The 11,606-nt window shown below is 49.4% G+C and carries 12 protein-coding genes; 11 read left to right on the forward strand and 1 reads right to left on the reverse strand.

What is annotated here, in order from left to right:
* Positions 1–151 precede the first annotated feature (151 nt).
* From rplU to JQX58_RS14900, 5 genes are all read left to right on the forward strand, one after another.
* Positions 152–460 carry a 50S ribosomal protein L21 gene (gene rplU, locus JQX58_RS14880; protein WP_204147632.1) on the forward strand — a complete coding sequence of 103 codons (309 nt, stop codon included), beginning with the start codon at positions 152–154 and terminating at the stop codon, positions 458–460.
* 37 nt (positions 461–497) lie between these two features.
* The gene (rpmA, locus tag JQX58_RS14885) at positions 498–758 is read left to right on the forward strand and encodes a 50S ribosomal protein L27 (protein WP_055462841.1); all 261 of its coding nucleotides are present in this window, start codon (positions 498–500) and stop codon (positions 756–758) included.
* Between the two features lie 107 nt (positions 759–865).
* Positions 866–2,059, forward strand: coding sequence for an Obg family GTPase CgtA (gene cgtA / locus JQX58_RS14890; RefSeq protein ID WP_204147633.1), 1,194 nt, complete (start codon positions 866–868; stop codon positions 2,057–2,059).
* 22 nt (positions 2,060–2,081) lie between these two features.
* Positions 2,082–3,206: a glutamate 5-kinase gene (gene proB, locus JQX58_RS14895; RefSeq protein ID WP_204147634.1), complete on the forward strand. Its 1,125-nt coding sequence runs from the start codon at positions 2,082–2,084 to the stop codon at positions 3,204–3,206.
* A gap of 14 nt (positions 3,207–3,220) precedes the next feature.
* The gene (locus tag JQX58_RS14900; RefSeq protein WP_204147635.1) at positions 3,221–3,583 is read left to right on the forward strand and encodes a diacylglycerol kinase; all 363 of its coding nucleotides are present in this window, start codon (positions 3,221–3,223) and stop codon (positions 3,581–3,583) included.
* Positions 3,584–3,633: 50 nt separating this feature from the next.
* Here the strand turns inward: JQX58_RS14900 and rpsT are convergent, their stop codons facing one another.
* On the reverse strand, positions 3,634–3,897 hold the full coding sequence (rpsT, locus tag JQX58_RS14905; protein ID WP_204147636.1) for a 30S ribosomal protein S20: 264 nt from the start codon (positions 3,895–3,897) through the stop codon (positions 3,634–3,636).
* 224 nt (positions 3,898–4,121) lie between these two features.
* On the opposite strand from rpsT, the gene murJ reads away from it, so the two are divergent.
* The 6 genes from murJ to ispH all read left to right on the forward strand — a co-directional run bounded on the left by murJ (position 4,122) and on the right by ispH (position 11,439).
* A complete protein-coding gene (gene murJ / locus JQX58_RS14910) occupies positions 4,122–5,681 on the forward strand; it encodes a murein biosynthesis integral membrane protein MurJ (RefSeq protein ID WP_204147637.1) in 1,560 nt (519 codons plus the stop codon).
* A gap of 97 nt (positions 5,682–5,778) precedes the next feature.
* The gene (ribF, locus tag JQX58_RS14915; protein WP_204147638.1) at positions 5,779–6,708 is read left to right on the forward strand and encodes a bifunctional riboflavin kinase/FAD synthetase; all 930 of its coding nucleotides are present in this window, start codon (positions 5,779–5,781) and stop codon (positions 6,706–6,708) included.
* A 31-nt stretch (positions 6,709–6,739) separates the two neighbouring features.
* Complete coding sequence (ileS, locus tag JQX58_RS14920) at positions 6,740–9,562, forward strand: isoleucine--tRNA ligase (RefSeq protein ID WP_204147639.1); 2,823 nt, start codon at positions 6,740–6,742, stop codon at positions 9,560–9,562.
* A 17-nt stretch (positions 9,563–9,579) separates the two neighbouring features.
* Positions 9,580–10,074: a signal peptidase II gene (lspA, locus tag JQX58_RS14925; protein ID WP_204147640.1), complete on the forward strand. Its 495-nt coding sequence runs from the start codon at positions 9,580–9,582 to the stop codon at positions 10,072–10,074.
* Complete coding sequence (locus JQX58_RS14930; protein WP_204147641.1) at positions 10,064–10,489, forward strand: FKBP-type peptidyl-prolyl cis-trans isomerase; 426 nt, start codon at positions 10,064–10,066, stop codon at positions 10,487–10,489. Before lspA ends, JQX58_RS14930 begins: the two co-directional genes overlap by 11 nt.
* Positions 10,489–11,439 (forward strand): 4-hydroxy-3-methylbut-2-enyl diphosphate reductase, encoded by a 951-nt coding sequence (gene ispH / locus JQX58_RS14935; protein WP_204147642.1) that lies wholly within the window; start codon positions 10,489–10,491, stop codon positions 11,437–11,439. The genes JQX58_RS14930 and ispH overlap by 1 nt, the downstream gene beginning before the upstream one ends.
* The last annotated feature ends 167 nt before the right edge of the window (positions 11,440–11,606 follow it).

Genomic DNA, 11,606 nt, shown 5'->3' on the forward strand with positions numbered 1-11,606 from the left:
CTCTTTTGTACAATTCGGCGTCCGATTTACCCACATTTTGCTCCCTATCATATGGTGAAGTGTAAGTCTTTGATTGGCTTACCATTAATTAGCCACTAGAAGTAGGTCAAATACAATCCAGTAGCCGGGTAAATTTAGTTGGAGAGAAACAATGTTTGCAGTGATCAAAACCGGCGGTAAACAATACCGCGTACAAGAAGGTCAAACTCTTAAAGTTGAAAAACTAGCTGTTGAAGCTGGTTCTGCTGTTGAGTTCGACGACGTTCTTCTTGTAAGCAACGGCGACGACGTTAAAGTTGGCGCACCAGTTGTTGAAGGCGCTAAAGTAACAGCTGAAGTTGTTGCTCACGGCCGTGGCGATAAAGTTAAAATCTTGAAGTTCCGTCGTCGTAAGCACTCTATGAAACGCGCGGGTCACCGTCAGTGGTTCACAGAAGTTAAAATTACTGGTATCAAGTAATTTAAGCCTCTACAGATTCAATATTTAGGAGTAAATCATGGCTCACAAAAAAGCTGGTGGTAGTACTAAGAACGGTCGCGATAGTCAGTCGAAACGCTTAGGCGTTAAACGCTTTGGCGGCCAAGTTGTTGTACCAGGTAACATTCTAGTTCGTCAACGTGGTACTGAATTCCACGCTGGTGAAGGCGTTCGTGTTGGTAAAGACCACACTCTATTCGCTGTTGCTGAAGGTCAAGTGAAATTCGAAGTGAAAGGTAAGTTCAAGCGTCGTACAGTTTCTGTCGTTGCTGCTGCCTAATCGCTAAGCGAATGATCAAAAAGAGCTCCGCAATGCGGGGCTTTTTTTTTGGAAAAATTCTATAATCAGGGCACTGAACTCTGATAACGCACCTAAGAGGTGATGCTGTGAAATTTGTTGATGAAGCCACGATCTACGTTCGCGCAGGTAAAGGTGGTAATGGCTGTTTGAGCTTTTGGCGTGAAAAGTTTGTCGCGAAAGGTGGACCAGACGGCGGTGATGGTGGTGATGGCGGTAGTGTTGTGTTGGTGGCGGATGAGTCATTAAACACACTGATCGATTTCCGTTTTACCAAAAAGTACATCGCTGAAAATGGCCAAGGCGGTATGGGCCGTGACATGACAGGCTCCAAAGCGCCTGATCTAGAAATTAAAGTGCCTGTTGGTACGACCGTGATCGACGAAGATACCGGCGAAACACTTGGCGACTTGGTACAAATTGGTCAGCGTCTAAAAGTTGCGCAAGGCGGCCACAAAGGCTTGGGTAACACGCGCTTTAAATCGAGTACTAACCGTGCGCCGCGTCAGACCACCAAAGGTACGGTCGGTGAAGAGCGTAACTTGAAGCTTGAGATGAAAGTGCTGGCCGACGTGGGTTTGCTAGGTTTACCGAATGCCGGTAAGTCGACGTTTATTCGTTCGGTGTCTTCTGCCAAGCCAAAAGTAGCTGATTACCCGTTTACGACCTTGGTACCAAACCTTGGCGTGGTAAAAGTGAAGAAGCACCAGAGCTTCGTCATTGCTGACATTCCAGGCATCATCGAAGGTGCTGCGGATGGTGCTGGTTTAGGTATCCGCTTCTTGAAGCACTTGGTACGTAACCGTATTTTGCTGCACATCGTTGATATGGCGCCGTGGGATGAAATCACTCCTGCAGAAGCGGCAAAAATTGCCGTGAATGAGTTGCACGAATTCTCGCCAGCATTGGCGGAGAAGCGTGAGCGCTGGTTGGTGCTGAACAAGCTCGATATGGTGCCAGAAGAAGAGCGTGAAGCGCGCTGTCAAAGCGTTATTGATGCGTTGGGTTGGGAAGGTAAAACCTATCGTATCTCGGCCATCTCTGGCGAAGGTACAGAAGTACTTTGTCTGGATCTGATGACGGCGTTGGATGAAATGCGTCAGAACCTTATCGATGATGAAGAAGCGCAAGCACAAGAACGTGCGGTACGTGCCTTGATCGACGAAGAAGGTCGTGAACGTATTCAGCAGCTACGTAAGAACCGTCGTAACGCTGCTCAGGGCGATGACGATGATGACTTTGATGATGACGATTACGATGTGGACGTAGAATACGTTCAATAAAACAAAGCGAGAAAAGCAGTAAATGGAAACGAGAGAGAAGATTGCGGCCGCCCAACGTGTGGTCGTAAAGATAGGCAGTGCATTGCTCACTAATGATGGCCAAGGCCTAGATGTGGGGAATATTGGTCAATGGGTGGCGCAGATCGCCCAGTTGCGTGCACAAGGCAAAGAAGTTGTGCTGGTGTCATCGGGCTCCATTGCAGCTGGCATGAAGCGCCTAGGCTTCTCTTCACGACCGACACAGGTAAACGAGCTACAGGCGGCCGCTGCGGTTGGGCAGATGGAGTTGGTAGGCGTTTACGAATCTCACTTTGAAGTACACGGCCTATGTACGGCACAAATTCTGCTAACGCATGAAGATTTGTCTAACCGTCGACGCTACTTAAACGCTCGATCTTCGCTGCGTACGCTGCTAAGTCTGGGTGTTGTACCCATTGTTAACGAAAACGATACGGTTGTAACCGATGAGATTCGTTTTGGTGACAATGATACTTTGGGAGCGCTTGTCGCCAATTTGGTGGAAGCGGATGCGTTGATTATTTTGACGGATCAGCATGGATTATTTGATAAAAATCCGCGTGATCATAAAGATGCAACATTAATATCCCATGCTTCTGCTAGCGATGAAAGCTTAGATGATATGGCAAGCGGTGGCGCTGGCGTATTGGGCAGTGGCGGTATGTTGACCAAAGTGCGAGCGGCACGCTTAGCGGCGCGTTCAGGGGCGGATACAGTGATTGCTTCTGGTCGTGAAGGTAGTGTGATCTTGCGTGTGGCTCAAGGTGAAAACCTCGGGACATGGCTGCAGCCAGAACACGGTCGCTTGGCCGCGCGTAAGCAGTGGTTGGCTGGGCATCTTAAGACCCGTGGCACGTTGTTTTTGGACGATGGTGCAGTGCGAGCCTTACGTCAGTCAGGCACCAGCTTGTTGCCGGTGGGCGTGAAGGATGCCGAGGGAAGTTTCTCTCGTGGTGACATGGTCAAGTGTGTTGATGGCAACGGCCGCATTGTGGCGCGAGGCCTGACCAATTACACCATTGCTGAAACGCTTAAGTTGCTGGGTAAGCCGTCTAGTGAGCGTGCGGCTATCTTGGGTTATGAGGGAGAGCCGGAGCTGATTCATCGCGACGATTTGGTCATAATCTAGCGAGCAGAGGAAACATGGCAAAGCCAGGTAAAATTGGTTTGGAGCGCGTCCTACATGCGTCGCGCTATTCTTATCAAGGATTGCGTGCGCAGTGGCGCTACGAGGCATCATTCCGCCAAGAAGTGTGGTTGTTTTTAGTGATGGTGCCGTTGGCGCTATGGCTGGGCGATAATGCACTGGAACAGGCAATGATGATCTTTTCGGTCGGTATGGTGTTGGTCGTGGAAACAGTCAATTCCAGCATTGAGGCGATAGTGGATCGCATCAGCGATGAAAAGCATGAGTTGTCAGGGCGAGCAAAAGATTTGGGGTCTGCAGCGGTAATGCTGAGCTTAAGTCTGGCGGGTGTAGTCTGGCTGTTCTTGTTGTTTAACTAGGGTGATTCCTAGACATAAAAAAACCGGCTCGCGCCGGTTTTTTTATGGGATTAGGCCAACGCTTTGATTTTAGCGTTCAAGCGGCTCTTATGACGAGCTGCTTTGTTTTTGTGGTATAGGCCTTTGTCAGCTGCTTTGTCTAGTTTAGACACTGCAACAGAGTATGCTGCTTGAGCTTCTTCTTTGTTACCTGCTTCAATAGCTGCATCTACTTTTTTCAAGTATGTGCGCACCATAGAGCGCAGGCTACCGTTATGAGCGCGACGCTTGATCGCCTGGCGCGCACGTTTTTTTGAACCGGCGGAGTTTGCCACAGTCTGGCTCCTTCAATCTTTCAATAATTAAAACGACAAAACGGGCTGTTAGGTCGCTTGTGAATGTCAAGTTAAACTTGAAAATCTCGCGGCGGATTTTACCAGCTTTTAGCATTGCTACAACCCCAAACACAAATAATTCCATGTGAAAAGTGTATTTTTTGGCTGTTTGACCACCAGCTAAATGCTATTCTTGGGCAAATTTTTTGTTAGATCATGATCTTATGGCCGCCTCTCAATCGAACAAATCTCGATCACTTTTACGCTCTGGCTTGCTGGTGTCTGTGTGTACTTTCTTGTCGCGCATCTTGGGCTTGGCCCGCGATGCGGCGTTAGCGTCCGTATTGGGGGCCAGTGCTGGGGCCGATGCTTTTTATGTGGCGTTTAAGATCCCCAACTTTTTTCGGCGCTTATTTGCCGAAGGGGCGTTTGCACAAGCCTTTGTGCCAGTGTTAAGTGATTATCGTGTTAATCAGGGACACTCAGCCGTGCGTGAGCTGGTGGCAGTCGTAACTGGCTCACTGTCACTGGTGCTGTTGTTAGTGACGGCGGTGTTTATGGTGGCGGCGCCGTGGGTGGTGTATGTGTTTGCACCGGGCTTTGCCGACAATACTGAGCAGCTGTCTTTGGCGGCGACCTTGTTGACGGTAACGTTCCCGTATTTGTTGTTTATTTCGCTGACCGCGCTCGCCGGCGGGATTTTAAACGCTCACGGTGAGTATGGTGTACCTGCGATTACGCCGATCTTTTTAAATGTGTCACTGCTGGTCGCCACGCTTGGCTTTGCGGTTAATAGCAGTCAGGCTGAGCTGGCGGTGGCCTGGGGTGTGTTTGCGGCAGGCTTGGTGCAGTTGCTATTCCAAGTGCCGTTCTTGGCAAGATTGAAGCTGCTGCCAAGGCCGCGACTCGGATTTCACCATCCTGGTGTGAAGCGTATTTTAAGTTTGATGGGCCCCGCTTTGTTTGGTGTGTCGGTCAGTCAGATTAATCTCTTGCTCGATACGGTGCTGGCGAGTTTGCTCGAGACGGGCAGTATTACTTGGCTGTATCTATCAGATCGTCTGTATGAGTTACCACTGGGGATTTTTGCTATCGCCATCAGTACGGTGATTCTGCCGTCCTTGTCGCGCAGCTTTGCTGGGGAGCGTGGCGAGCGCTTTGCGCAAACTCTGGATTGGGGGTTACGTTTATTGCTGTTGATTGCGATCCCATCGTCGATTGCACTGTTTATGTTGGCGGAGCCCTTGATTGCGACGATTTTTTATCGTGGCGAGCTGACGGTCGAGGATGTGCAAATGGCAGCGCAAAGCCTGCAAGCGTATTCGCTAGGGTTGGTGTTTATGATGCTGATTAAGGTATTGGCGCCGGGTTATTACTCGCGCCAAGATACTAAGACGCCAGTTAAGATTGGCATCATCGCGATGGTGGCCAACATGGTGTTTAACCTGATCTTGGTGTGGCCACTTGGGCACGTAGGCTTAGCCTTGGCGACCAGCTTATCGGCGGCGCTGAATGCAGGCTTGTTGTGGGTTGGCTTGCATCGTGGCGGTTTTCACCGTTTTTCCATCCAGTGGTGGCTGCTGTTGCGTGTATTGTTGTTAGGCGTGGCGCTACTAGTTGGCTGGCTATTGTATTACCAGAGCTTTGACCTGGCCTGGACACAGTTATCCGATTGGCAGCGTGCTCAGCATATGGCGCTGATCGTGGCGGTCGGTGTTGCTGCCTATGGCGTGGGCTTATTGGTCGCGGGCTTGCGCATGCGCCATTTGCGCGCGCAAGATTAAGATCGATCGTCTTTGCTCCCTACCTTTGCGAAGGGGAGTGCTATATAATCGCGGTTATTTTTTCAGCGGCTTAGACTTTTTGCCGGTACGAGGTGGTATGGAACTGGTTCGGGGTATTCACAATATCCAAGCAGCACATCAAAAGGGCGTGCTGACTATTGGCAATTTTGATGGTGTGCATTTGGGGCATCAGGCGATCTTGTCACGCGTCAAGACGTTAGCAGAACAGTATGATGCGCCGTCAGGGATTATGATCTTTGAACCGCAACCTCGTGAGTTTTTTGCACCAGAAGAAGCGCCGGGGCGTTTAGCTCGTTTGCGTGACAAGGTGGCGCTGTTGAGTGGCTTAGGTATCGACTATGTGTTGTGTATGCCGTTTAACAACCGCTTACGCAATTTGGATGCGCAAGCCTTTTGTCAGCAGATATTGCAACAAGGTCTAGCGGTACAGCACTTGGTGGTGGGCGATGATTTTCGTTTTGGCTGTGATCGCCAAGGCAATTTTGATTATCTAGAAGCCTTCGGTGCGAATCATGGCTTTGATGTGGAAAACACGTCATCCATCTTAAACGCCCAAGGGTTGCGTATCAGTAGCTCGTTGGTGCGCGAATGCTTAAACGCAGGCGATATTGTCGCGGCAGAAGCTATGTTAGGTCATGCTGTGAGCATGCGTGGACGCGTAGTGGGGGGCCAGCGTTTGGCGCGTAAGTTAGGGTTTCCAACTGCTAATGTATTTCTAAAAGGGGTGACACCAGCTCTGTCAGGCGTTTATGCCGTGACGGTACCGATCGCTGGCAAGCTTTACCAAGGCGTAGCCAACATCGGCGTGCGTCCGACGGTAGAAGGTAAGACACCGATTTTAGAAGTGCACTTATTCAATTTTAATGGCGACTTGTACAACCAGTATCTGGATGTAACCTTTCGCCACTTTGTTCGTCCAGAGCGCAAAATGAGCGGCCTAGACGAATTAGAACGACAAATTCAATGTGATAAAGAAGAGGCCATGCGCTTCTTTTCCAATCAGTGACCGATGATCTTTGAGGATAAATCGAAAAACCATGAGTGATTACAAATCAACGCTGAATTTGCCAGAGACCGCATTCCCAATGCGTGGAGATCTGGCGAAACGTGAGCCAGCAATGCTACAGCGCTGGCAAGATATGGACTTATACAACAAAGTACGTGCAGCAAGTAAAGGGCGTAAGTCTTTTATTCTTCACGACGGCCCTCCATACGCCAACGGCAGTATTCACATTGGTCACGCGGTTAACAAAATCCTCAAAGACATTATTGTTAAATCTAAAACCGTTAGTGGATTCGATGCGCCGTACATTCCTGGTTGGGACTGTCATGGCCTACCGATCGAGCACAAAGTTGAGCAGATGATTGGTAAGGCGGGCGATAAAGTGTCGTTCAAAGAGTTCCGTGCTAAGTGCCGTGAGTACGCTTACACGCAAGTCGAAGAGCAAAAGAAAGACTTTATCCGTCTAGGTGTGATGGGTGATTGGGAAAACCCATACCTAACGATGAACTTCGTAACCGAAGCCAACATTGTTCGTGCGCTGGGTAAAATCGCTGAAAATGGCCACCTAGTGAAAGGCTTCAAGCCTGTTTACTGGAGTGTGGTGGGCGGCTCTGCACTAGCGGAAGCCGAAGTGGAATACCAAGACAAAACCTCTTTGTCTCTAGACGTGCGCTACGCACCACAAGACGAAGCCGCTTTCTTGAGCAAATTCTCAGACGTAGAAGGCGAAGGCAATGTTTCTGTAGTGATCTGGACAACGACACCTTGGACGCTACCTGCAAGCCAAGCGGTATCGATTCACCCAGAATTCAACTACGCCCTAGTAGAAGTAGACATGGGCGCAGGCAAAGAGCGTCTAGTGTTTGCAGAAGACATGGTCGACGGCATCATGCAGCGCTATGGTCATGAAGATTACCGTATCGTTGGTCGCGCAGTCGGTGCAGACCTTGGTGGCCTAGTGTTGAATCACCCATTTATGGAGCGCGATATTCCTGTGCTTCTAGGTGATCACGTTACGGCTGATGCGGGTACGGGCTGTGTTCATACCGCACCTGACCATGGTGTAGACGACTTTAACGTAGGTCGTGCCAACGGTATCGGCACGATCAACCTAGTACAAGATAACGGTGTGTACTCAGAAGCTGCCGGTGAATTTGCTGGTTTGCACGTCTACAAAGTGGACGACGCAGTGCTTGAAGCGCTAGGTCGTAACAATGCGCTGGTATTCCAATCGAAGATTTTCCATAGTTACCCACACTGCTGGCGCACCAAAACACCTTTGATCTTCCGTGCAACACCTCAATGGTTTATCAGCATGGACGAAAAAGGCCTGCTAGACGACGCCAAAGCGGCAGTGAAAGGTGTGCAATGGACACCTTCTTGGGGTCAAAACCGCATGGAAGGTATGTTGAACAACAGCCCTGACTGGTGTGTATCACGTCAGCGTACTTGGGGTGTGCCAATCGCGTTGTTTATCAATAAAGAAACGCAAGAGCTTCATCCAGAAACACCACGTCTGATCGAAGAAGTGGCGCAACGTATCGAAAAAGAAGGTATGGATGCGTGGTTTGAGATGGATGCTGCCGAGCTACTAGGTGACGAAGCGGATAAATACAGCAAAGTCACTGATACGCTAGATGTATGGTTCGACTCAGGTGTGACGCACTATTCGGTGATCGACCAGCGTGACGAGCTTAGCTTCCCAGCCGATCTTTACCTTGAAGGTTCGGACCAGCACCGTGGTTGGTTCCAGTCGTCTTTGAAAACATCGATTGCGGTACGTGGTGTGCCTCCGTACAAAGGCGTACTAACACACGGCTTCACGGTAGACGGCGACGGTCGCAAGATGTCGAAGTCATTGGGTAATGTGGTATCGCCACAAAAAGTGATGCAAACCTTAGGTGCAGACATCATTCGTCTATGGGTTGCGGCAACTGACTACACTGGCGAAATGACAGTGTCAGACGAAATCTTGAAACGTGTCGCAGACGGTTACCGTCGTATCCGTAATACGGCTCGTTTCATGTTGGCGAACCTGACAGGCTTCGACCCAGCTAAAGATTTGGTCGTGTCAAATGAGATGATTGCGCTGGATCGTTGGATCGTAGACCGTGCGGCACAGCTGCAAAAGGAAATCGACGAAGCGTACAACGATTACCAGTTCCACGCTGTGGTACAGAAGGTTCAAAACTTCTGTTCATTGGATCTTGGTGGTTTCTACTTAGACGTCATTAAAGACCGTCAGTACACCACACAAGAAGACAGCCTAGCGCGTCGTTCTGCGCAAACAGCCCTGTACCATATCGCTGAAGCGTTCACGCGTTGGATCTCGCCGATCTTGAGCTTTACCGCAGATGAAATCTGGCAAGCATTGCCTGGCGAGCGTGGTGAAACCGTATTCTTGGAAACATGGTACGAAGGTCTAGAAGAGCTAAGTGGCGATGAAGTGCTTGGCCGTGAGTTCTGGAAGCGTGTACTGGATGCCAAAATGGCAACCAACAAAGTGCTAGAAGCGGTACGTAAAGAAGGTAAGATCAAAGCGAGCTTAAGTGCTGAGATCACTTTGTACGCAGATGCGACGCTTGAGGAAACACTTGCGAAACTGGGCGATGAGCTGCGCTTCGTATTGATCTCTTCTGAAGCAAAAGTGGCGCCGCTAGCCGATGCGCCAGCTGACGCGGTGGAAACTGAGCTGGAAGGCTTAAAAGTACGAGTTGCTGTGACGGAAAATGAGAAGTGTGTGCGTTGTTGGCACCACCGTCCAGAAGTCGGTCAGCGTGAAGCACACCCAGAGTTGTGTGATCGTTGTATCTCGAACCTGCCTGACGGTGAGGGCGAAGTACGTCACTTCGCGTAATGCTGATGCGTAGTTTTATGCAACACGTCCAGCGCTGGTGGGCGCTGGCGATTGCTTTGTTCGCCTTGGATTGGATTACCAAGCAAGGCGTGGAAGCAAACCTATACTATGGGCAGGAGATTCCGCTTCTGCCATTTCTAGATTTAACGCTGCGTTACAACACAGGTGCCGCATTTAGCTTTTTAGCGGGTGCCGGCGGCTGGCAGCGTTGGTTCTTTTCAATAATCGCCTTAGCGGTCGTGGTTGGCATCAGTTGGCGCTTGGCTAAGATTGGCCGATCCAATCGCCTTGAGGCGTTATCACTGACGCTGATTATGGCGGGCGCGATCGGCAACTTATACGATCGTTTGGTCTATGGTCATGTGGTGGACTTTATACAGGTTCACTGGCAATCCACTTGGTATTTCCCTGCGTTCAATGTAGCAGATAGCGCGATTACCATCGGCGTTGTCCTGATGCTCGTTGAAGGGCTCTTCAGCAAACACCCAAAAGGTACAACCCATGAAGATTAACGAACAAAGCCGCATTACCTTGCACTTTGAACTGGCGCTAGAGGATGGCCAGCTAGTCGACTCAAACTTTGAAGGGAATCCCGCGCAGTTTACATTTGGTGATGGCAGTTTATTACCTGACTTCGAAGCTGTGTTACTTGGAATGGCGCCTGGCGATGAGGCCAGTTTTACCATGGCGCCAGAAAAAGCCTTTGGCGCACACAATCCGAGTAATGTTCAGACCATCGCGCGTAGCCAGTTTGGTATGGACATTGAAGAAGGTATGGTGGTGTCGTTTGCAGACTCTGCTAAGAATGAACTGCCAGGCGTGATTAAGTCGATCGGTGAGAATCAAGTGGAAGTTGATTTTAATCATCCGCTATCGGGTCATACGTTAACGTTTCGCGTGAAAATCATCGCCGTAGAGGAGGCCTAATGTCTTTTACTATCCAGCTGGCTAATCCGCGCGGCTTTTGTGCCGGCGTTGATCGTGCGATCGAGATTGTTAAACGTTGCCTAGATATCTTTGAAGCGCCTATCTATGTACGCCATGAAGTTGTGCACAATAAATTTGTGGTGGAATCATTAAGAGAACGCGGTGCTATCTTCGTTAATGAGTTAGACGAAGTGCCGGACGATCAAATTGTCATCTTTAGTGCTCATGGTGTCTCTCAAGCCGTGCGCAATGAAGCTGACCGTCGTGGTTTAAAAGTGTTCGATGCCACATGTCCTTTGGTGACCAAAGTACATATGGAAGTCGTGCGTTACTCCCGTGATGGCATGGAGTGTGTCTTGATCGGTCATAATGGCCATCCAGAAGTCGAAGGCACCATGGGGCAATACGACGATTCTAAAGGTGGCGCTATCTACTTAGTCGAAACACCTGAAGACGTCGCGCAATTAAAAGTTCAAGACCCAAGCCAATTGGCGTTTGTCACGCAGACAACTTTGTCTATGGATGATACCTCAGTAGTGATTGATGCCTTGCGTCATCATTTTCCTGAGATTCGTGGTCCGAAAAAAGACGATATTTGTTATGCCACGCAAAACCGCCAAGATGCAGTGAAGACTTTGGCACAAGAGTGCGATCTAGTGTTAGTGGTTGGCTCAGTGAATAGTTCTAACTCTAATCGACTGCGTGAGCTTGCCGAGCGCATTGGTACGCAAGCCTATTTAATCGATAACGCACAAGAGATTAAGCCTGAATGGTTAAAGGGTATTAAGGCTATTGGTATTACTGCCGGTGCCTCTGCACCAGAAGTATTGGTCAATCAAGTTATCGAACGCCTGATGCAAGAGGGCGGCACTGCTCCACAAGAGCTTGCTGGCCAAGAAGAGAATGTCTCTTTCTCTATGCCAAAAGAATTGCGCATCATCGAAGTCTGATGATGTTTACCGCAAGCGCTGAGAAAAATTTAAAATTTTTTAAAAAAGTGCTTGCGTCAAAAATTCTGATGCGTATTATACGCACCCACTGACACGGACAACGCTTCACAACAACGAAGCGAACAACGAGTCAGACGCTCTTTAAAATAGATAATCAGATAATTTGT

It is taken from the genome of Marinomonas ostreistagni, assembly GCF_016888445.1.
GTDB classification, from domain to species: domain Bacteria; phylum Pseudomonadota; class Gammaproteobacteria; order Pseudomonadales; family Marinomonadaceae; genus Marinomonas; species Marinomonas ostreistagni.